Annotated in this window: 18 protein-coding genes; 8 read left to right on the top strand and 10 right to left on the bottom strand. The window is 74.8% G+C overall.

The genetic code is table 11. The annotated features are described in order from the left end of the window. Positions 1-16 precede the first annotated feature (16 nt). A complete protein-coding gene (locus ACIGW2_RS21170; RefSeq protein ID WP_356073405.1) occupies positions 17-304 on the bottom strand; it encodes a YiaA/YiaB family inner membrane protein in 288 nt (95 codons plus the stop codon). Positions 305-415: 111 nt separating this feature from the next. Continuing rightward, complete coding sequence (locus ACIGW2_RS21165) at positions 416-1,564, bottom strand: acyl-CoA dehydrogenase family protein (protein WP_391653919.1); 1,149 nt, start codon at positions 1,562-1,564, stop codon at positions 416-418. Between the two features lie 96 nt (positions 1,565-1,660). Between ACIGW2_RS21165 and ACIGW2_RS21160 the strand changes: the two genes are divergently transcribed. The 3 genes from ACIGW2_RS21160 to ACIGW2_RS21150 all read left to right on the top strand — a co-directional run bounded on the left by ACIGW2_RS21160 (position 1,661) and on the right by ACIGW2_RS21150 (position 4,157). Then, the gene (locus tag ACIGW2_RS21160; protein WP_361580273.1) at positions 1,661-2,347 is read left to right on the top strand and encodes a TetR/AcrR family transcriptional regulator; all 687 of its coding nucleotides are present in this window, start codon (positions 1,661-1,663) and stop codon (positions 2,345-2,347) included. A 65-nt stretch (positions 2,348-2,412) separates the two neighbouring features. Then, positions 2,413-3,111 (top strand): ArsR/SmtB family transcription factor, encoded by a 699-nt coding sequence (locus ACIGW2_RS21155; RefSeq protein ID WP_391653920.1) that lies wholly within the window; start codon positions 2,413-2,415, stop codon positions 3,109-3,111. 104 nt (positions 3,112-3,215) lie between these two features. Then, on the top strand, positions 3,216-4,157 hold the full coding sequence (locus ACIGW2_RS21150) for a DMT family transporter (protein ID WP_391653921.1): 942 nt from the start codon (positions 3,216-3,218) through the stop codon (positions 4,155-4,157). Here the strand turns inward: ACIGW2_RS21150 and ACIGW2_RS21145 are convergent. The 7 genes from ACIGW2_RS21145 to ACIGW2_RS21115 form a co-directional block, all read right to left on the bottom strand. After that, a complete protein-coding gene (locus tag ACIGW2_RS21145) occupies positions 4,154-5,233 on the bottom strand; it encodes a Zn-dependent alcohol dehydrogenase (protein ID WP_399845072.1) in 1,080 nt (359 codons plus the stop codon). The genes ACIGW2_RS21150 and ACIGW2_RS21145 overlap by 4 nt on opposite strands. Positions 5,234-5,319: 86 nt before the next feature. Then, complete coding sequence (locus ACIGW2_RS21140; protein ID WP_399845070.1) at positions 5,320-6,711, bottom strand: aldehyde dehydrogenase family protein; 1,392 nt, start codon at positions 6,709-6,711, stop codon at positions 5,320-5,322. Positions 6,712-7,194: 483 nt separating this feature from the next. After that, positions 7,195-8,031, bottom strand: a complete 837-nt coding sequence (locus tag ACIGW2_RS21135; protein WP_399845068.1) for a class F sortase — start codon at positions 8,029-8,031, stop codon at positions 7,195-7,197. Continuing rightward, positions 8,018-8,659, bottom strand: a complete 642-nt coding sequence (locus ACIGW2_RS21130; protein WP_391653925.1) for a hypothetical protein — start codon at positions 8,657-8,659, stop codon at positions 8,018-8,020. Before ACIGW2_RS21130 ends, ACIGW2_RS21135 begins: the two co-directional genes overlap by 14 nt. Before the next feature lie 151 nt (positions 8,660-8,810). Beyond that, positions 8,811-10,226: a CitMHS family transporter gene (locus ACIGW2_RS21125; RefSeq protein WP_399845065.1), complete on the bottom strand. Its 1,416-nt coding sequence runs from the start codon at positions 10,224-10,226 to the stop codon at positions 8,811-8,813. 135 nt (positions 10,227-10,361) lie between these two features. Continuing rightward, positions 10,362-12,563, bottom strand: coding sequence for a molybdopterin oxidoreductase family protein (locus ACIGW2_RS21120; protein WP_399845062.1), 2,202 nt, complete (start codon positions 12,561-12,563; stop codon positions 10,362-10,364). Between the two features lie 121 nt (positions 12,564-12,684). Next, on the bottom strand, positions 12,685-13,353 hold the full coding sequence (locus ACIGW2_RS21115) for a TetR family transcriptional regulator (protein WP_399845376.1): 669 nt from the start codon (positions 13,351-13,353) through the stop codon (positions 12,685-12,687). Positions 13,354-13,596: 243 nt separating this feature from the next. On the opposite strand from ACIGW2_RS21115, the gene hmgA reads away from it, so the two are divergent. From hmgA to ACIGW2_RS21100, 3 genes are all read left to right on the top strand, one after another. Further along, positions 13,597-14,910, top strand: coding sequence for a homogentisate 1,2-dioxygenase (hmgA, locus tag ACIGW2_RS21110; protein WP_391653929.1), 1,314 nt, complete (start codon positions 13,597-13,599; stop codon positions 14,908-14,910). A 51-nt stretch (positions 14,911-14,961) separates the two neighbouring features. Continuing rightward, on the top strand, positions 14,962-15,714 hold the full coding sequence (locus ACIGW2_RS21105) for a GntR family transcriptional regulator (protein ID WP_391653930.1): 753 nt from the start codon (positions 14,962-14,964) through the stop codon (positions 15,712-15,714). 80 nt (positions 15,715-15,794) lie between these two features. Further along, the gene (locus ACIGW2_RS21100) at positions 15,795-17,045 is read left to right on the top strand and encodes a type ISP restriction/modification enzyme (protein WP_399845058.1); all 1,251 of its coding nucleotides are present in this window, start codon (positions 15,795-15,797) and stop codon (positions 17,043-17,045) included. On the opposite strand, the gene ACIGW2_RS21095 is transcribed toward ACIGW2_RS21100, so the two are convergent. Next, the gene (locus tag ACIGW2_RS21095; RefSeq protein ID WP_361580296.1) at positions 17,042-17,779 is read right to left on the bottom strand and encodes a TetR/AcrR family transcriptional regulator; all 738 of its coding nucleotides are present in this window, start codon (positions 17,777-17,779) and stop codon (positions 17,042-17,044) included. The genes ACIGW2_RS21100 and ACIGW2_RS21095 overlap by 4 nt on opposite strands. Positions 17,780-17,866: 87 nt before the next feature. Between ACIGW2_RS21095 and ACIGW2_RS21090 the strand changes: the two genes are divergently transcribed. Together ACIGW2_RS21090 and ACIGW2_RS21085 are read left to right on the top strand one after the other, a co-directional pair. After that, positions 17,867-18,853 (top strand): ATP-binding cassette domain-containing protein, encoded by a 987-nt coding sequence (locus ACIGW2_RS21090; RefSeq protein ID WP_391653935.1) that lies wholly within the window; start codon positions 17,867-17,869, stop codon positions 18,851-18,853. Continuing rightward, positions 18,850-19,638 carry an ABC transporter permease gene (locus ACIGW2_RS21085; RefSeq protein WP_391653936.1) on the top strand — a complete coding sequence of 263 codons (789 nt, stop codon included), beginning with the start codon at positions 18,850-18,852 and terminating at the stop codon, positions 19,636-19,638. The genes ACIGW2_RS21090 and ACIGW2_RS21085 overlap by 4 nt, the downstream gene beginning before the upstream one ends. Positions 19,639-19,808 lie beyond the last annotated feature (170 nt).

Here is a 19,808-nt window from a genome sequence, read left to right as displayed (position 1 = left end):
CGACCGGCGCCCGGCCTCAGAGCTTCTGGAAGGGGTCGTGCTCGGCGAGCAGCTTCTCCAGGCGGGCCTGGTCGACCCGGCTGACGATCTGGCCCGCCTCCTGGCGGTCGCGGACCACCTTGGCGAGGGTGAAGGCCGAGGTGGTGAGGTAGAGGACCGAGATGGCGAGGAAGGCCCGCACCCAGGCGCTGGCGTCCAGCTGGTAGACGCCGATGGCCACGGCGGCGAGGGCGAGGCCGAAGGAGATGACGGCCTGGGCGTAGTAGGCGGCGGTGTTCTGCTGCTTGACCGGTGAGTCGCTCATGCCGGACAGCATCGGGCGGACGTGGCCCGCGCCACATCCGCCCGGATACTCAACGCGGGTACTCAGTGCGGGTACTCAGTCCCGGGTTCGGTGCCGGTACGCGGTCCCCGCTCAGAAGGCGGAGACGCCGGTGAGCGCGCGGCCGATGATGAGCTTCTGGATCTGGCTGGTGCCCTCGTAGAGGGTCATCACGCGGGCGTCCCGGAGCAGCTTGCCGACCGGGTACTCGTCGATGTAGCCGTAGCCGCCGAAGACCTGGAGGGCGTTGTTCGCCGCGCGGACGGCGGCCTCGGAGGCGTACAGCTTGGCCTTGGAGGCGGCGGTGGCGAAGTCCTGGCCGCGGTCGATCAGATCGGCGACCCGCCAGGTCAGCAGCCGGGCGGCGTCGACGTCGACGGCGATGTCGCTGATCATCTCCTGCACGAGCTGGTACGAGGCGATGGGCTTGCCGAACTGCTCGCGCTCCCCGGCGTAGCGGACGGCCGCGTCGAGCGCGGCCTGGGCGATGCCGACGCAGCCGGCGGCGACCGACATGCGGCCCTTGGCGAGGGCGGACATGGCGACGGAGAAGCCCTTGCCCTCGGGACCGAGCAGGGCGCTCGCCGGGACGCGGACGCCTTCCAGGACGAGTTCGGCGGTGGCCTGGCCGCGCAGCCCGAGCTTGCCGTGGACGGGGCGGCGGGTGAGGCCGGGGGTGTCGGTGGGGACGAGGAAGGCGGAGACTCCGCGGTGGCCGGGGCCGCCGGTGCGGGCGAAGAGCAGCACCACGTCGGCCCAGGTGCCGTTGGTGATGAACATCTTGCTGCCGTCGATGACGTAGTCGTCGCCGTCGCGGACCGCGCGGGTGGCGAGGTTGCCGGCGTCGGAGCCGGTGCCGGGCTCGGTGAGGCCGAAGCAGCCGATGGCCTCGCCGGAGGCGAGCCGGGGCAGCCAGGCGCGCTTCTGCCGCTCGTCGCCCCAGGCGGCGAGGGTCTTGGCGACCAGGCCGAGGGAGACGGAGACGATGCCGCGGACCGAGGAGTCGCCGCGGCCCAGCTCCTCGGTGACCAGGCAGTAGGAGAGGTGGTCGCCGCCGGAGCCGCCGTACTCCTCGGGGATCGTCAGACCGAGGAAGCCGACGGCGCCGAGCTTCTTCACGATGCCCCGGTCGACCTCCTCGGCGCGGTCCCAGGCGACGGCGTGCGGGGCGACCTCGCGGGCGACGAAGTCCTCGGCGAGCCGGCGTACGGCCTCCTGCTCCTCGCTGAGCTCCAGATTCACGGCGTCACCCCATCGGTCCGGGCCCGGGCGCCGGTGCGGCCACCCGAGATTTAATTACCACTGCTAGTTTTCCTGTGCCCGCCTACTATGTGCGCCATGGCCCGACCGCGCAAGCCCCTGCTCAGCCGAGACCGCATCGTCGCGACGGCGGGCGCGCTCGTGGACGCCGAGGGCCTGGGCGCCCTCTCCACCCGGCGGCTCGCCGCCGAACTGGGCGTCAGCGGCCCCTCCCTCTACAACCACTTCGGCACCAAGGACGAGATCCTGGACGCGGTCGCCGACGCGGTCAGCGCGAAGGTCGACCTGTCGATGTTCGCGCCGGACGACCCCCGGGACTGGCGCACCGCGCTGCACGACTGGGCCGTCTCCTATCGCGCCGCCCTGGCCGACCACCCGAACCTGGTGCCGCTGCTCGCGCAGGGCCCGGGCCGCCGCCCGGCCGGTCTGAAGGTCGCGGACGCCGTCTTCGGCGCGATGGTGCGGGCCGGCTGGCCGCCCGCCCAGGCCACCCGGATCGGCGCCCTGATGCGCTACTTCATCACCGGCTCCGCGCTCGGCTCCTTCGCCCGCGGCTTCGTCGACGACGAGGACGCCTACGACCCGGCCGACTACCCGCACCTGGGCCAGGCCCACCTCCTCGCGGAGCACCGCGAGCAGGTCGACCGGGGGGCCTTCGAGACGGGCCTGCGGGCGCTTCTCGACGGGCTGAACACGCAGTACGAGGCCGGGGTGCGGGGCCAGTGGGCCAAGCAGGACGAGGCGGGCGGCGCGAGCGGGGCGTAGGGCCCGCGCAGGAGGGCCCGAACGCTTCGGCCGGTGCCGAAGGGTGACCGGGGCATCCTGGGACCATGGCTCCCGAAAAACTCGCGGCGCTGGCCGCACTGTTCGCCGACGAGACCCGCGCCGCCTTCCTGCTCGCCCTGCTCGACGGCCGGGCCTGGACCGCCGGTGAGCTGGCCCGGCACGCCGGGGTGGCGCCCTCCACCACCAGCGAGCACCTGGGCCGGCTGGTCGCGGGCGGGGTGCTCAGCGAGGAACGGCAGGGCCGCCACCGGTACGTACGGCTCGCCGACGCCGGCATCGCCCGTCTCGTCGAGGAGTTGGCCGCCCGCGCCGAACCGGCCGGGCCCGCCGCCCCGCACGGCCTGCGCGCCGTGAACGCCAGCCGGGCCATGGCCCGCGGCCGCACCTGCTACGACCATCTCGCCGGGCGGCTCGGGACCACGATCGCCGGGGCGATGACGGCCCGCGGGCTGCTGCGCCAGGACACCGGTTTCGCGCTGACCGACGCCGGGCTCGCCTGGTTCGCGGACCTCGGCCTCCCGCTCGTACCGGGCCGGAGCCGGCGCCCGCTCGCCCGCGGCTGCCTCGACTGGACCGAGCGCAGGCCGCATCTGGCCGGGCTCGCGGGCGCGGAGCTGTGCCGGCACGCGCTGGACGCCGGCTGGTGCGTACGGATCGGGTCCGAGCGCGCGGTGCGGGTCACGGCGGCCGGGGAACGGGCGCTGCACGCGCGCCTCGGCATCGAGCCGAAGGAGCTGCGGTGAGGCCGCCCGCACCGGGGCGGGGGCCAGGAGTGCGGGGCCGGGGCCGGGGGCCGGAGCGCGATATTGCGGTGAACGCCGAAGGGTCCGGGCCCTACGGTCCTCCCATGCCGAACTCCTCCACCGCGCCCGCCCGCACCGCGCGGCTCGCGCTCGCCGCCGCCGGCGTCACCGTCGTCCTGTGGGCCTCCGCCTTCGTCTCCATCCGCAGCGCGGGGGCCGCCTACTCCCCCGGCGCCCTCGCCCTGGGCCGGCTGATCGCCGGCTCCCTCGTCCTCGGGGCCGTGCTCCTGGTCCGGCGGGAGGGCCTGCCGCCGCGGGCCGCCTGGCGCGGGATCGTGGTGTCGGGGCTGCTGTGGTTCGGCGCGTACATGGTGGTGCTCAACTGGGGCGAGCAGGAGGTCGACGCGGGCACGGCGGCGATGGTGGTGAACATCGGGCCGATCCTGATCGCGCTCCTCGGCGCCAAGGTGCTCGGCGAGGCCCTGCCGCCCCGGCTGCTCGCGGGCATGGCGGTGTCCTTCGCCGGCGCCGTCGCGGTCGGCCTGTCGATGTCGGCCGGTTCGGGGGGCGGGCACGCCTCGGTGCTCGGGGTGCTGCTGTGTCTGCTCGCGGCGGTGGCGTACGCGGGCGGGGTGGTCGCGCAGAAGCCGGCCCTGGCGCACGGCAGCGCGCTGCAGGTGACGACCTTCGGGTGTCTGGTCGGCACGGTGGCCTGTCTGCCGTTCGCGGGGCAGCTCGTGTCGGAGGCGGCCCGCGCCCCGCTGTCGGCGACCCTCAACATGGTCTACCTGGGCGTCTTCCCGACCGCCCTCGCCTTCACCACCTGGGCCTACGCCCTGGCCCGCACCACGGCGGGCCGGATGGGCGCGACCACGTACGCCGTCCCTGCCCTGGTGGTGCTGATGGCCTGGGTCCTCCTCGGCGAACTCCCGGGTCTGCTCACGCTCGGCGGCGGCGCGCTGTGCCTGGCGGGCGTGGCGGTCTCCCGCTCGCGCCCGCGCTCGCGGACCGTGGAGCGCCCCGCGGCCGATCCCGTACGGCGCTAGAAGACGACCAGGGCGCGGCCGCCCTTGCCGGCCAGCATGTTGGCGAAGGCGCCCGGGATGCCCTCCAGGGTGATGCGTTCGGTGACCAGGGTGCTCAGGTCGAGCCGGCCGGCCCGGATGTGCTCGGCGAGCACGGGCAGGTCCTCGGCGGGGTTGGAGTTGCCGTAGACGCAGCCGGCGAGGGTGCGGCCCCAGTGGAAGATCTCCAGGGCGTTGAAGGTGACCTGCTGGTCCTTGCCGCCGATGCCGACGACCGTGGTGCGGCCGCCGCGCCGGGTGGACTCCCAGGCGGTGCGGATGGTCGTGGCGCGCCCGACGCACTCGACGGCCACGTCGGTGCCGTGTCCGCCGGTGAGCGCCCGGATCTCCTTGGCGGTGGTGTCGGAGGCCAGGACGTAGTGGGTGGCGCCGGCGGCCCGGGCCAGTTCCTCCTTCTCCGGCGAGACGTCGACGGCGACGATCGTGGCGGCGCCGGCGATCCGCGCGGCCTGGAGGGTGGCGAGGCCGACGCCGCCGACGCCGAACACGGCGACGGTCTCGCCGGGCCGGACCTGGGCGGAGTGGTGGACGGCACCCCAGCCGGTGAGGACGGCGCAGCCGAGCAGCGCGGCCTCGGTGAGCGGCACGCCGTCGGGCACGGGCAGCACGCAGCCGGCGGCGACGACGGTCTCCTCCGCGAAGGCCGCCACGTTGAGCCCGGGGTGCAGTTCGGTGCCGTCGGCGGTGCGGGCGTGCACGTCGGCGGCGCCGGCCAGCGCGTTGGCGCACAGCCACACCTCGCCGAGGCCGCAGGGGTGGCAGTTGCCGCAGGACGGCGCCCAGTTGAGGACGACGCCGTCGCCGGGGGCGACATGGGTGACCCCCTCGCCGACGGAGACCACGGTGCCGGCGCCCTCGTGGCCCAGGACGGCGGGCACCGGGACCCGCATGGTGCCGTTGGACAGCGACAGGTCGGAGTGGCACACCCCGGCGGCGGCCAGCCGGACCCGGACCTGGCCGGGCCCGGGCTCGGGCAGTTCGATGCCGGTGATCTCCAGGGCGGAGCCGACGGCGGGCAGGACGGCGGCGCGGATCACGCTGGTGTCTCCTCGGTTTCCCGTACGGGCAGGGCGGGGCGGACGGCGGCACGTGCCCCCGTGTCGCTGGAACTGCAGGGACCTCGTCAGAACTGCAGGGACTTCGTCTGGAGGTACTCGGCGAGGCCGTGCCTGCCGAGCTCGCGGCCCACTCCGGACTGCTTCCAGCCGCCGAACGGGGCCAGCGGGTTGAAGCGGCCGCCGTTGATGTCGACCTGGCCGGTCTCCATGCGGCGGGCGAAGGCCACGGCCTCCGCCTCCTCGCCCCAGACGGCGCCGGCGAGCCCGTAGACGGTGCCGTTGGCGATGGCCAGGGCGTCGGCCTCGTCCTCGTACCGGATGATCGAGACGACCGGGCCGAAGATCTCCTCCTGCGCGATGGTCATGCCGGGGGTGACGTCGGCGAAGACGGTCGGGGCGACGTAGTAGCCGGTCGCGAGCGGGGCGTCGGGGCCGCCGGCGACGAGCCGGGCACCCTCGGCGATGCCCTGCTCGATGTAGCCGCGCACCCGGTCGCGCTGCCGGGCGTTGACGAGCGGGCCGACCCGCTCCCCCGGCACGTACTTGGCGACGGCCGCGGCGGCGAGGGCGACGGCCTCGTCGTACTGCTCGGTGTGGACGAGCATCCGGGTCCAGGCGCTGCACGTCTGGCCGGAGTTGGACATGACGTTGGCGATGCCGACGGCGACGGCCTTGCCGAGGTCGGCGCTGGGCAGGATGACGTTGGCCGACTTGCCGCCGAGTTCGAGGGCGACCCGCTTGACCGCGCCGCCGGCGAGCGCGCCGATCCTCCTGCCGACGGCGGTGGAGCCGGTGAAGGAGACCAGGTCCACGCCGGGGTGCTCGACGAGGGCCTGCCCGGCGACCGTGCCGAGGCCGGTGACCAGGTTGAACACACCGGCCGGGAAGCCGGCCTCGTGCACGGCCTCGGCGAACAGCTGGGCGGTCAGCGGGGTGTCCTCGGCAGGCTTGAGGACGATCGCGCAGCCGGCGGCGAGGGCGGGGGCGACCTTGGCCACGATCTGGTGCAGCGGGTAGTTCCAGGGGGTGATCGCGGCGACCACGCCGACGGGCTCGGAGTGGACGGTGGAGTTGCCTATCCGCTCCTCGAAGGGGTGGGTGGCGGCGAGTTCGGCGTAGGAGCCGGCGACGGCGATGGGCAGCCCGGTGTGCACGGCGGCGGCGAGCTGCGGCGGGGCGCCCAGCTCGGTGGTGACGGTGGCGGCGATCTCCTCGGCGCGGGCGGAGAGGGCGTCGCGCAGCGCGGAGAGCCGCGCGGCCCGCTCGGCTGGCGGGGTGGCGGCCCACCCGGGGAAGGCCGCGTGGGCCGCGCGCACGGCGGCGTCCACGTCCTCGGCGGTACCGGCCGGGACGTGGGCGACGACCTGCTCGGTCGCCGGGTCGGTCACGGGAAGCGTGTCCGTGGTGGCGGCGGGGCGCCACTCCCCGCCGATGTACATCGCGTCGTGGGCCTGCATCCGCTGTCTCTCCTCGCCTGGGGCACGTGCACGGGCACCCCAAACTAGCGCCGTTAGTTTTCCGGCGCCAGGGTTTCCCTTCCGCCTGACCCTCCGATGCCGCTGCCTGGCGCATGGGCGGCGGACGGAGGGGCCTCTCCGGCGGGGGGGTGCGGGCGAGCCTCGGTCCCGAGGAGGAGCGGGACCGGGCCTCCCGGGCGGCGGCGCGGGCCGCTCGGGGCGGGGAGGGAGCGGAAGCGGCGGCGGGCGGGGGTGGACCCGGGCGATCGGGCGCCGGCGATCGGACGGTCCACACGGTGCAGGGCTGCCGTGTTCTGCTCCTCGGCCATCGTGCCCTCCGGGCGGACCGCGACGGAAGGGCTTGGCGAGTTGTCGCCAGACGCGACGCCGCCGCCCCCGGCGGGCGGGGACGGCGGGACGACGGGACGACGGGGGCAGTCGGACGACGGCGGTGACCGCCGAGCCGGGCGCCCGCCGCCCGGGTCAGATCTGCCGGTCGACGTCCGTGAGATGGGCGAAGACCACGATGTTGGAGGCGTAGCCGGCCTTGCGGTCGAAGGCTCCGCCGCAGGTGATCAGGCGCAGCTCGGGGCGCTTGGCGGCGCCGTACACCTCCCCGTCGGGGAACGCCGACTTGGCGTACGTACGAACCCGGTCGACCGTGAAGACGGCCACCCTGCCGTCGGCGCGGGCGACCCGGATCGTGTTGCCGGGGTCGAGCGAGTCGAGGTTGAGGAAGATCGCCGGGCCGGTGCGGGTGTCGCGGTGGCCGACGACGACGGCGGTGCCGCGCTCTCCCGGGGTGACGCCGTTGGCGTACCAGCCGACGACCCGGGGGTTGTCGACGGGCGGGGTGGCGAGGCTGCCCGAGGGTTCCAGACCGAGGCCGATGACGGGCGCCTCGATGGTGATCGCGGGGACGGCGAGGGTGGTGGGACGGGAGCGGGCCAGCGGGGCCGACGGCGACTGGGGCTTCGGGGCGGGCCTGGCCGCGGCCGTGGCCGCGCCCTTGGGCCCGGCCCGCCCGGCCCCGTCCGACGCCGCCTCGGCGCCGTTGGCACCGTCGGCCCCCGCCTCCGCCGCCGGAGCGCCGTGGGCGGCGGTTCCGGCGGCGAGGGCGGAGCCGGCCGGCTCCTCGTCGCCGGCCCACCAGACGGTGCCGACGACGAGGCCGAGGGTCACGACGACGGTGCGGGCGAGCCGGAGGAGCCGGCGCTGCCGCCGGGTGGTGCGCCCGCGCCGGGCGACCCCGCGCGGACGGGCCGGGGCCCGGCCGACGGGGGTCGTCGCGCGCGGGGTGACGGACCTACGCGGCGCCATCGGTGCGGCGGCGGGAACGGCGGATGAGGATCAGGCCCGCCGTGCCGGCGAGGCCGGCCGCGACGGCCGAGGCGACGCCGAAGCCGGAGTCGTCGGTGGAGCCGGTGAGGTCGGCCGCACCGCCGCCGCCCGCGCCGACCGGACCGTGCGGCGGCTTGTGGCCGTGCCCGTGGCCGCCGTTGCCGCCGCCGGTGGTGGGCGGCGGGCTGGCGATGGTGCCGCAGTCGACCTTGAAGACCTTGTGCTTGCCCGCGCCCTGCTCGCCGGTGAAGGTCCAGTCGAGCTTGTACATCCCGTCGGGGAGCTTCAGGTCCTCGGTCCGCTTGTGCCCGTTGGCGTCGGTGGTGAGGCTGCCGCTGAGGTTCGGGGAGTCGGCCTTGGGCGGCTGCGGGGCGATGGTCCAGGTGACCTTCTGGTTGCCGTCGAAGTTGAAGGCGTCGAGGTAGAAGCGGCAGACCTTCGGGTCGTCCCGCTGGTCGAACTCCCCGGTCTTCGAGTCGTGGACCTTCACGTCGCCGTTGTCGCCGGGGACGGCGTGTGCGGCGGGCGCGCCGGCGAGGCCGACGGAGCCGAGGGCGAGCGCGGTGACGGCGGCGGAGAGCAGGGGACGGATCGCCGGAGCGGTCATGCGTGGTTCCTCCAGTCGTACAGATCTCGGAAATCGTGTGCCGATAATCTGACTATTGGTCACCACATGGGTGCGGAGGGTGGCACCGTGCCGTGCCGCCCTCCACTTCCACCCGTCCGGCCGTAGGAGTCCCGTCCGAACCCGGGCCCGGCTAGATGATTCCGAAGAGGAGGCCCGCGGCCAGCACCACCAGCGAGGTCAGCGCGGCCCACTTGACCGTGAACCGGGTGTGGTCGCCGAACTCCACCTTCGCCATGCCGACGAGCACGTAGACCGCGGGGACCAGCGGGCTGGACATGTGCAGGGCCTGGCCGACCAGGGAGGCGCGGGCGATCTCCAGCGGGGAGACGCCGTGCGCCGCGCCGGCCTCGGCGAGCACCGGCACCACGCCGAAGTAGAAGCCGTCGTTGGACATGAAGTACGTGAGCGGGATGCTCAGCACGCCGGTGACCAGGGCCATGTGCGGGCCCAGGCCCTCGGGGATGGCGCCGACCAGCCAGTCCGCCATGTGCTTGACCATGCCGGTGCCGTTGAGGACGCCGGTGAAGACGGCGGCGGCGAAGACCATGCCGGCGACGTTGAGGACGTTGTCCGCGTGGGCCGCGATCCGGGCCTTCTGCTGTGCCATGTCGGGGTAGTTGACGGTGAGCGCGAGCGCGGCGCCGAGCAGGAAGAGCACCGGGATGGGCAGCAGCTCCATGATCATCGCCGTGAGCAGGACGGCGGTCAGGGCGGCGTTGAACCAGTAGAGCCGGGGGCGCAGCGTGGCGCGGTGCGGGTCGAGGCCCTGGAAGCCCTCGTCCTCCGGCCCGGCCCCGCCCGGGCCGCCCGCGCCCGGACCGGCGCCGGAGCCCGTCTTCGTACCCGCCGCGGTGGCGCCGTCGGCGCTGCCGCCGCCCGCCGTGACGAGGACCGTCTCGGAGTCGCGGTCCAGCACGTCGTCCAGGCTGAGGTAGCCGATGCGCTTGCGCTCGCGGCGGCCGAGGACGTACGCGAGGGCGAAGACGAAGAGCAGTCCGACGCCGAGCGCGGGGATCATCGGGACGAAGATGTCGCCGGCGTCCAGCTTGAGCGCGGTGGCAGCGCGGGCCGTGGGACCGCCCCAGGGAAGGGTGTTCATGACGCCGTTGGCGGTGGCGGCGACGCCGGTCATGACGACCAGGCTCATGCCGAGGCGCTTGTAGAGCGGATACATCGCCGAGACCGTGATCATGAAGGTGGTCGAGCCGTCCCCGTCCAGGGAGACGATCGCGGCGAGCACCGCCGTGCCGACGACCACCCGCACGGGGTCGGCCTTGCAGAAGCGCAGGATGCCGCGGACGATCGGGTCGAAGAGGCCGACGTCGATCATCACGCCGAAGTAGACGATCGCGAACATCAGCATCGCGGCGGTGGGCGCCAGTTTGCCGACGCCGTCGATGACGTAGTCGCCCAGCTGGGCGCCCTGGCCGACGGCGACGCAGAACAACGCGGGAATGAGCACGAGCGCCGCGATCGGCGACATCTTCTTCAGCATGATCAGGACCAGGAAGGTCGCGATCATGGCGAAGCCGAGGACGGTCAGCATGGGAGTACACCTCACGTTCACCCTTGAACTCCCGCCAGAGCGGCGGTGCGGATGACGGTAGGTGCGCCCTTCCGGCGTTAACAAGATGTTGACGCGTGAGCAATACGAGCAAAACCCCAGGTCACAGCATGCCCGTCAGCGCACCGGTGACAGGCGGACCGGGAAGCCGTTGAGCACGGCCGTGCCGGAGAGGGGGTCGAGCAGGGCGCCGTCGAGCAGTTGGTTGACGTTGACGCCGGGGCGGCCGGCGGCCACCGCGAGGCGGGTGCCGGGGCGGTCGTGGCCCCAGCCGTGCGGCAGGCTCACCACGCCGGGGCGGACCTCCTCGGTGATCTCCACCTCGGCCGTGAGCGCGCCGCCCGTGCCCTCGACGCGGGCGGGCGCGCCGGCGGTGAGGCCGAGCCGTTCGGCGTCACTCGGGTGCACCTGGAGGGTGCAGCGGTTCGAACCCCCGTTGAGGGAGGGAATGTTGTGCAGCCAGCTGTTGTTGGAGCGCAGGTGGCGCCGTCCGACGAGCCGGACGGAGCCCGGCTCCGGTGCGGCCGTGAGCGCGGCGCGCAGCCGCGGAAGGTCGGCGGCAATCGGCGCGGGCAGCAGCTCGATCCGCCCGCTGCGGGTCTTGAGGAGGCCGGGCAGCCGGGGGCGCAGCGGTCCGAGGTCGATGCCGTGCGGGGCGCCGCGCAGGTCGTCGAGGGTCAGGTCGTACGGGCCCAGCCGGAGCATCAGGTCGAGCCGCCGCTCGGGGCCCGTGTCCCCGCTGAGCAGGGCCGCCTGCTCCTTGGGGTCGGCGCCGTACAGCGGCGAGTGCTCCTGGGTCACGGCCTTGGCCAGGGTGCGCTCGACGGCGAGGTCGTCGACGGCGGACGGCGGGGCGCCGTGCAGGCCGGAGACGGCGAGGATCAGCCGCGCGTGGATCTCGGACTCGTCCATGCGCCCCTCCTCCAGCGGGAGCGCCGGCGGTGAGTAGCGCGCCTGGTTGCGGACGGCGAAGCCGTTGAAGGCGAAGTCGAAGTGCGCGCTTCGGGAGGGCGGCGGCGGGGGCAGGACGACGTCGGCGCGCCGGGTGGTCTCGTTCAGGTAGGGGTCGACGGCCACCATGAAGTCGAGGGAGCCGAGGGCCGCGTCGAGGCGGTCGCCGTCGGGGGCCGACAGGACCGGGTTGGCGGCGATGGTGACGACCGCCCGCACCCGCCCCTGGCCCGGTGTGTCGATCTCCTCCGCGAGGGCGGCGAGCGGGAGTTCGCCCTTGGCCTCGGGGTGGCCGGAGACCCGGCTCCGCCAGCGGCCGAGGGCGAAGCCCTTGCCGGGGCCGGCGGGGCGGGGCGCGGGGGCGGTCGCGGAGAGCGGGAAGAGCGCGCCGCCGGGGCGGTCGAGGTTGCCGGTGAGGACGTTGAGGACGTCGACGAGCCAGTTGCCGAGGGTGCCGTACGCGACGGTGGACGCGCCCATCCGGCCGTAGACGGCGGCGGTCGGGGCGGCGGCGAGTTCGCGGGCGGTGGCGCGGATGGTGTCGGCGTCCAGGTCGCAGGCGGCGGCGACGGCCTCGGGACTGAACTCCCGTACCGCCTCCCGCACGTCCTCGGCCCCCTCGACGTGCGCGGCGAGTGCGCCGAGGCGGACCAGGTCCTCGGCGAACAGGGTGTGGACGAGCGCGGCGAGGAAGAGGGCGTCGGTGCCGGGGCTGATGGCCAGGTGGCGGTCGGCGAGGCGGGCGGTGCGGGTGCGGCGCGGGTCGACGACGGTGAGGGTGCCGCCGCGCCGGCGCAGGGCCTTCAGCCGGCCGGGGAAGTCGGGGGCGGTGCAGAGACTCCCGTTGGAGTCCAGGGGGTTGGCGCCGAGCATCAGGAGGTGGTCGGTGCGGTCCAGGTCCGGCACGGGCACGGCGAAGGCGTCGCCGAAGAGCAGCCCGCTGGAGACGTGCTTGGGCATCTGGTCGAGCGTGGAGGCGGTGAAGAGGTTGCGGGTGCCGAGGGCGCCGATGAGCAGCGGAGGATAGAGGGCGCCGGCGACGGTGTGGACGTTGGGGTTGCCGAGGACGAGGGCGACGGCGTCGGGGCCGTGCTCCTCGATCAGCGGGCGGAGGCGGGCGGCGATCAGGTCGAAGGCCTCGGACCAGTCCGCCTCGCGCAGGACGCCGTCCTCCCGGACCAGGGGCCGGACCAGCCGGTCCGGGTCGGCGTCCACCTCGGGGAACGCGGCGCCCTTGGGGCAGATGAAGCCCTGGCTGAAGACGTCGTCGCGGTCGCCGCGGGCGCCGGTGACACGGTTCCCGTCGAGGGTGAGGGTGAGCCCGCAGGTCGCTTCGCACAGGGGGCAGATGCGCAGGGCGGTGGACATGGGGTCTCCCTGGGGCGGCAGCGGCGGGGCGCGGTGGCGGGCGCGCGGGCAAGCGCGAGCATACCGACCGGTAGGGAGGTCGGGAAGGTGCCGGGACCGGGGCGGCGACGGAGCGCCGGGTTCAGCCCAGCGAGGGGGCGAGGTACGCGTGCAGGAGGGCCCGGGTCTCGGCGATGAGCGCGGGGTCGCCGGCCGGGTCGGTGCGGAAGGCGAGCCGGAGCAGCGCGTCGGTGGCCTCGACGCTCACCAGGACCTTGCGCAGCAGGAGCGCGTCGGCGGGGCGGCCGAGGGGGGCGGCGAGCAGGCCGCAGATCCGTTCGGCGACGAGGTGGTTGGGGTCCTCGTCGGCGCCGGGCTCGCCGGGCGCGGCGGCGGGGATCCCGAAGTCGACCAGGCCGAAGCCGGGGACGCTCCGCTTCATGGCGAGGTACGCGTCGAGGACGGTGTCGATGACGGCGCGGCCGTCGGGGGCGGCCGGGAGCGCGGCGAGGCCGGCGTCGACGCGGGCGGCGTAGCTGTCGAGGTTGCGGTGGGCGAGGGCCGTCGCCATGGCCCGCTTGTTGCCGAAGAAGCGGTAGACCGACCCGATGGGCACGCCCGCGCGCGTGGCGACGGCCCGGGTGCTCAGCTGCTCGTACCCGGTCTCGTCCAGGAGCTCGGCGCAGGCGTCGAGGATGCGGGCGAGCCGTTCGGCACTGCGCCGCTGGACGGGGGCGCGGCGGAGCGCGGGGGCGGACGCCGGGACGGGGCCGGGCTGCGGGGCGGGGGCGGGCTGGGGCACGGGGACCATCATGCCCGCGCGGCGGGGACGGTGGACAGGGCCGCGGCCGGAAGCACGCCTCGCCGGAGCGTCCCTCGACACCCTTCCGGAACCTCTCCCGGCCCCGCCGCGTCCAAGGGCCCCGGCCCGCCCGGCAGATCCACCGCACCCCGCACCCCCGCATCCCGCTCCCCGCACCCCGTTGACGGCAGCGGGCGCGGAATCCTACGGTCATGCATAGGATTGTTGTGAGCGTCAGGACAGGAGCACGCGATGAACGCGGAACAGGCCAGAAAGACGGCCGAAGCGCTGACCTACAGCACGGGATTCGGCAACGAGCACAGCTCCGAGGCCGTCCCCGGTGCCCTCCCGCACGGGCGGAACTCGCCGCAGCGGGCGCCGCTGGGCCTGTACGCGGAGCAGCTGAGCGGGAGCGCGTTCACCGAGCCCCGGGCGCACAACCGGCGCTCGTGGCTGTACCGGATCCGCCCCTCGGCGGCGCACCCGCCGTTCGCCCGGATCGACAACGGTTCCCTGCGCAGCGCGCCGTTCACCGAGACCGTGCCGGACCCGAACCGGCTGCGCTGGAACCCGCTGCCGGAGCCGCCGGCCGGCACCGACTGGCTGGCGGGCCTGTGGACCCTCGGCGGCAACGGCGACGCGGCGCAGCGGGCCGGCATGGCCGTGCACCTCTACCACGCGAACGCGTCCATGGAGCGGGTGTTCAGCGACGCCGACGGCGAGCTGCTGATCGTGCCCGAGCGCGGCGGACTGCTGCTGCGCACCGAGCTGGGCGACCTGGCGGCCGGTCCGGGCGAGGTCGCGCTGATCCCGCGCGGGGTGCGCTTCCGGGTCGAGCTGCAGGGCGAGACCGCCCGCGGTTACGTGTGCGAGAACTACGGCGCCCCGTTCCAGCTGCCCGACCTGGGTCCGATCGGTGCGAACGGCCTGGCCAACGCCCGTGACTTCCGGGCGCCGGTCGCCGCGTACGAGGACGTCGAGGGCCCGGTGGAGGTGGTCAACAAGTACTGCGGCAACCTGTGGGCGGCGACGTACGACCACTCCCCGCTCGACGTGGTCGCCTGGCACGGCAACCACACCCCGTACGTCTACGACCTGCGCCGGTTCAACGTGATCGGGACGATCTCGTACGACCACCCGGACCCGTCGATCTTCACGGTGCTGACCTCGCCCTCGGACACCCCGGGCCTGGCGGGCGTCGACTTCGTCGTGTTCGCGCCGCGCTGGCTGGTGGGCGAGGACACGTTCCGGCCGCCGTACTTCCACCGCAACGTGATGAGCGAGTACATGGGCCTGATCGAGGGCGCGTACGACGCGAAGGCGGAGGGTTTCGTGCCGGGCGGCGGCTCGCTGCACAACATGATGTCCGCGCACGGGCCCGACCGGGAGACCTTCGACCGGGCGAGCGCCGCCGAGCTGAAGCCGCAGAAGATCGACGACGGTCTGGCCTTCATGTTCGAGACCCGCTGGCCGGTCACCGCCACCGCCCAGGCGGCCGGTGCCGACCACCTGCAGCGCGCGTACGACGACGTGTGGCAGGGTCTGGAGCGCCACTTCCGCCCGTGAACAGCCGTACCATCCGGCCGGGTGTCCCCTAGCCGTCGTCCGGAGGAGACCGTGACCGCCTTCGCTCCCGACTCGCTGGTCCTGAACCGGAAGCTCCCGCTCTGGTACCAGGTCTCGCAGTCGCTGCGCGCCTCGATACTGGGCCGCACCCCCGACTCCTCGCTGCGGCTGCCCACGGAGGAACAGCTCGCGGCGCACTACGGGGTGAGCGTGCTGACCATGCGCCAGGCCCTGAAGGAGCTGGAGGAGGAGGGCCTGATCAGCAGGCACCGGCGGCGCGGCACCTTCATCGAGCCGGGCGCCCGGCGCTCCACCCCGCGCCGGCTGCTGGGTTCGATCGACGCGATCGTGGCCCAGCAGTCGGGCGAGCGGACCACGGTGCTGGGCCAGGGCACCGAGCCGGTGCCGGGCGAGCTCGCCGAGTACTTCCCGGGGGCCGACGAGGTCGCGGTCTTCCGGCGGCTGCGGGCCGACGGGGAGAGCGGCGAGCCGACCAACTGGGCGGAGAACGCGGTGCTCCCGGAGATCGCGGCGGACATCGACCCGGCGGACCTGGAGCGCTGGCCGATGACGAAGGTGCTCCGTGACGTGGTCGGGGTGCGGATCAGTCGCATCACGGACACCGTCGAGGCCCGCCTCGCCGACCCGGAGACCGCGCAGTTGCTGCGGGTGCCGCTGCTCTCGCCGATCCTGCACTACACGGGCGTGACGTACGGCGAGGACGGCCGGGTGGTGGACGTGGCCCGGATCCGCTACCGGGGCGACCGCTTCTCCTTCACGGTGACGGTCGAGGCCTCACGATGACGGTCGGGGCGCGGTGAGCCGCAGGGCCTGCGCGGGCGCGTCCCGCCGCCCCTGGCTGCCCACTCCCCGCCCTCGTTAGCATGCGGGGCGTGACGGAGGACCTGCCGCCGGCCCGGGAGGCCGGGATCGACGTGCCGCTGCTGGACGCGCCGCTGCTCGACGACCTCATGCCCTGGTCCGTGGCGCCGCTGCGGCTCGGGCGGGGGTGGATCGTCGCCCCGGACGTGCGGACGCTGCGCGAGCGCTGGGCGCGGCTCGTGGCCGCGGACGGGGCCGAGCGGGAGGTGTTGTTCCGGGCCAGCCGGGCGCGGACGACGGGGAGTTCGGTGGCGGCGCTGCCCGGGCAGCGGACCGGGACCGGGCGGCTCGCGCGGGAGGCCGGGGCGTGTCCGGAGCCGGTGCGGCTCGCGCACGGGCCGTTCGACGAGCAGTGGCTGCTGCCGGACCACCGGCTGATCGACGTGGCGCGGCCGGAGTTGTGGCGGGTGGCGGACGAGCGGCAGCTGTTCGCGGTCGAGCAGGGGTACGTGCCGGGCGCGGCCGGTCCCGCCGTGCTGGTCACGGCGGCGCTGCCGGACGGGCGTTCCCCGGCGGGCCGGCCGGGCCGGATCCGGCCGCTGTTCCGGCGGCCGGAGGGGCGCGAGCCGAATCTGGCGCCGGGTCTGGCGGAGTTCCTGGGCGGGCGGTACGGGCACGAGGTGGCCGCGGCGGACCTGCTCGCGTGGACGGTGGCCGTGGCGGCGCCTTCGGCAGCCGGGTGCCGGGTGCCGTTGCCGGCGGACCCCGAGGTGTGGGCGGCGGGCGTGGCGCTGGGCCGCGGGCTGGTGGAGACGCAGGTGCGCGGGGCGCGCGGCGGGGCCCGGCCGCGGCTGCCGGGCGGGCGCAGGCCGTATGTGCGGGCGGCGATCCCGGCCCGGCCGGCGGTGCTCTCGTACGACCCGGAGGGCGAGGTGCTGAGCCTGGACGAGGGCCGGATCTCGCCGGTGCCGGCGGCGGCGTGGGAGTTCGAGGTCGGCGGGGTGCGGATGCTGGAGCAGTGGTTCGCGCACCGGACCGCGGCCGCCGACCCGGGCACGCTGGAGGCGATCGGCCCGGCCGCCTGGCCGCAGGAGTGGACCTCGGAGCTGCTGGAGCTGATCACCGTCCTGGCGCTGCTCGCGGAGCGTGAGACGGAGCGCACGGCGCTGCGGGCGCGCGCCGCCGCGAACGGCCTCGGCCCCGGGGCCCTGCGGGTGGCCGGGGTGCTGCCGGTGCCGGCGGCGGCGCGCCGTCCCGCCTCCGTACTGGACCATCAGGAGGAGGGCCCCGAGGGGCAGTTCGTGCTCCTCTAGACGGCGTCGCCGGGCGGCGTCTGAGGGCGCGGCGTGAAGGAGTCGAGCAGCCGGGCGATGGTCAGGTCGAAGATCTCGTCGGTGTCGACGGGCGCCGGTGAGGCGGCGAGCAGCGCGGCGAGGTGCGGGTAGGCGCCGGTCGAGAGCCGGCTCATCAGGTAGGCGCCGCGGACCTGCTGTTCCTCGGCCTCGCTCCAGGGCAGGCCGCGGGCCCGTTCGGCGATGGCCTGCTCGTTGCGCACGGTGGCCATCACGGTGCCGTTGATCATGGCGATGAGCTGCATCTTCAGGCCGGGCTCGATGGCGAGCGGGGCGAGCGCGCCGAGGCACCACTCCAGGAAGCGCAGGGCGTTGGGGCTGAAGCCGTAGGCGGTGGTCATGACCCGGGTGAGCCAGGGGTGGCGTTCCATGATGGCGCGGGTCTGCCGGGCGATGCCGGTCATGTCGGCCCGCCAGTCCCCGCTGGGCTCGGGGAGCTCGTACTCCTCGCTGGCCGCGTCGACCATCAGCTCGTAGAGGTCCTCCTTGCGCGGCACGTAGTTGTACAGCGACATGGTGCCGCAGCCGAGTTCGGCGGCGATGCGGCGCATGGAGACGGCGTCGATGCCCTCGGCGTCGGCGATGCGGACGGCGGCGTCGACGATGTCGCGCCGGCTGTGGGCCGGTTTGGGGCCGCGGCCGGTGCGCTCGGGGCGCGCCCAGATCACTTCGGGTTCGGCCGCTCGGCCCGCCATCACTCATCACCTCGTCGCCCCATCGTAAACAGGGAGCCGGCCCCCACCTCGTTACGTACACCGTACGTAGTGCGCTAGGGTCCACCCATGACAACAACTACGTACGCTGTACTTAGTGAGGGCCTGGAGAAGCGCTACGGCGAGGTGCGCGCGCTGCGCGGGCTCGACCTCGCCGTCCCCGAGGGCACCGTCTGCGGCCTCCTCGGGCGCAACGGCGCGGGGAAGACCACGGCGGTCCGGGTGCTCACCACGCTGGTGCGGCCGGACGCCGGCAGCGCCCGGGTGGCCGGCCACGACGTGGTCCGCGACCCGGCCGGGGTGCGCCGGAGGATCGCGGTCACCGGGCAGTACGCCTCGGTCGACGGCGACCTCACCGGCGCCGAGAACCTGCGGCTCTTCGCCCGGCTCCTGCGCGCCCCGCGCTCGCGCGCCGACGAGCTCCTGGAGCGCTTCGGCCTCGCCGGGGCGGCCGGGCGGCCGGCCCGCACCTACTCCGGCGGGATGCGCCGCCGGCTCGACCTCGCGGCGAGCCTGATCGTGCCGCCGCGGGTGCTCTTCCTCGACGAGCCGACCACCGGCCTCGACCCGCACAGCCGCAACGGGATCTGGGACGCCGTGCGGGAGCTGGCGGCCGAGGGCACCACCGTGCTGCTCACCACCCAGTACCTGGAGGAGGCCGACCGGCTGGCCGACGAGGTCGTCCTGGTCGACGGGGGCCGGGCCACCGAGCGCGGCACCCCGGCCGAACTCAAGGCGCTGATCGGCCACTACGCCGAGGTCGTGGTCGCCGAGCCCGCGCCCCTGGAGACGGCCGCCGCCGTGCTCGACCGGCTCACCGGCTCGCTGCCGGCCCTCGACGCCGAGCGCCGCACGGTCGGCGCGGTCACCACCGACCCCACCCTCACCCTGCCGCGCCTCGTCCGCGAGATCGACGCGGCCGGCGTCCCGATCCTGGACGCCTCGCTGCGCCCGCCCACCCTCGACGAGGTGTTCCTGCGCCTCACCGACCGGGACGACACCGGCGCGGGCCGGGGCGGCCAGGACGGCACCGCCCGGAAGGAGTTCGCCGCATGAGCGCCGGCACCCTCGTCCACGACGGCACCGCGATGCTGGGCCGGAACCTGCTGCGGGTCCGGCACGCTCCGGCGATCACGGTCATGACGCAGACCATGCCGGTCGTCTTCCTGCTCTTCTTCGGTTACGTGTTCGGCGGCGCGCTCGCCATGCCGGGCGCCGACTACCGGGCCTTCCTGGTGCCGGGCATGCTGGTGGCGACGGCCGCCAACGGCGTGATGACGGGGATGTTCCAGGCGGCCCAGGACACCCACCGGGGCGTCACGGACCGGCTGCGCACGCTGCCGGTGAGCCGGGCCGCGGTGCCGCTCGGGCAGGCGCTGGCCGATCTGGTCACCACGGCGGTGGGCACGGTGCCGCTGCTGCTGACCGGGCTCGCGATGGGCTGGCGGATCGAGGGCTCGGCCGCCGGGGCGCTGGGCGCGCTCGGGCTGCTGCTGCTCTTCCGGTTCGCGGCGACCTGGGTGGGCATCCTGCTGGGCCTCGCCTCGAAGAGCGAGGAGGCGGCCGGTCAGCTGGGCAGCGCGACCTTCATGCTGCCGCTGCTGTCGAACGCGTATCTGCCGACGGATGGCATGCCGGGCTGGCTGCGGACGCTCGCGGAGTGGAATCCCATCTCGGCGGTGTCGACCGCCGTCCGGGTCCTCTTCGGGAACGCGCCGGTGCCGCCGCCGGGCGAGGCGGCCTGGCCGGTGACGCACCCGGTGGCGGGTGCGCTGCTCTGGTCACTGGGCCTGCTGGTGCTGTGCGCCCCCGCTGCGGTGCGGCGCTACGCCCGCGGCTGACCCGGGCGCGCAGGGGGCGAGTGCCCCGAAGGGGCGCGCCGAGTCCGGCCCCGGCGCCCCGGAGGGGAGCCGGGCCCCGAAAAGGAGAAGCGCCGGACGGGTGGGGACACGTCCGGCGGCGGGGTGGAGGCGGGCCGTGGGCCGAGCGGGGCGGGCGGGAGGAGTGCGTC

Source organism: Streptomyces sp. NPDC053541 (assembly GCF_044544705.1).
In the GTDB taxonomy this organism is placed as follows: Bacteria; Actinomycetota; Actinomycetes; order Streptomycetales; family Streptomycetaceae; genus Streptomyces.
Note: the sequence above shows the minus strand (reverse complement) of the source record. Positions and strands in the feature narration are given on the sequence as shown.

Coding starts and splice junctions, on each gene's coding strand:
- ACIGW2_RS21155 (WP_391653920.1), top strand. CDS start 2,413: ATGGCTCCCGAAAAACTCGCGGCGCTGGCCGCACTGTTCGCCGACGAG.
- ACIGW2_RS21100 (WP_399845058.1), top strand. CDS start 15,795: ATGCGGGGCGTGACGGAGGACCTGCCGCCGGCCCGGGAGGCCGGGATC.
- ACIGW2_RS21120 (WP_399845062.1), bottom strand. CDS start 12,563: ATGTCCACCGCCCTGCGCATCTGCCCCCTGTGCGAAGCGACCTGCGGG.
- ACIGW2_RS21085 (WP_391653936.1), top strand. CDS start 18,850: ATGAGCGCCGGCACCCTCGTCCACGACGGCACCGCGATGCTGGGCCGG.
- ACIGW2_RS21095 (WP_361580296.1), bottom strand. CDS start 17,779: ATGGCGGGCCGAGCGGCCGAACCCGAAGTGATCTGGGCGCGCCCCGAG.
- ACIGW2_RS21160 (WP_361580273.1), top strand. CDS start 1,661: ATGGCCCGACCGCGCAAGCCCCTGCTCAGCCGAGACCGCATCGTCGCG.
- ACIGW2_RS21125 (WP_399845065.1), bottom strand. CDS start 10,226: ATGCTGACCGTCCTCGGCTTCGCCATGATCGCGACCTTCCTGGTCCTG.
- hmgA (WP_391653929.1), top strand. CDS start 13,597: ATGAACGCGGAACAGGCCAGAAAGACGGCCGAAGCGCTGACCTACAGC.
- ACIGW2_RS21170 (WP_356073405.1), bottom strand. CDS start 304: ATGAGCGACTCACCGGTCAAGCAGCAGAACACCGCCGCCTACTACGCC.
- ACIGW2_RS21090 (WP_391653935.1), top strand. CDS start 17,867: ATGACAACAACTACGTACGCTGTACTTAGTGAGGGCCTGGAGAAGCGC.
- ACIGW2_RS21115 (WP_399845376.1), bottom strand. CDS start 13,353: ATGGTCCCCGTGCCCCAGCCCGCCCCCGCCCCGCAGCCCGGCCCCGTC.
- ACIGW2_RS21135 (WP_399845068.1), bottom strand. CDS start 8,031: ATGGCGCCGCGTAGGTCCGTCACCCCGCGCGCGACGACCCCCGTCGGC.
- ACIGW2_RS21150 (WP_391653921.1), top strand. CDS start 3,216: ATGCCGAACTCCTCCACCGCGCCCGCCCGCACCGCGCGGCTCGCGCTC.
- ACIGW2_RS21140 (WP_399845070.1), bottom strand. CDS start 6,711: ATGCAGGCCCACGACGCGATGTACATCGGCGGGGAGTGGCGCCCCGCC.
- ACIGW2_RS21130 (WP_391653925.1), bottom strand. CDS start 8,659: ATGACCGCTCCGGCGATCCGTCCCCTGCTCTCCGCCGCCGTCACCGCG.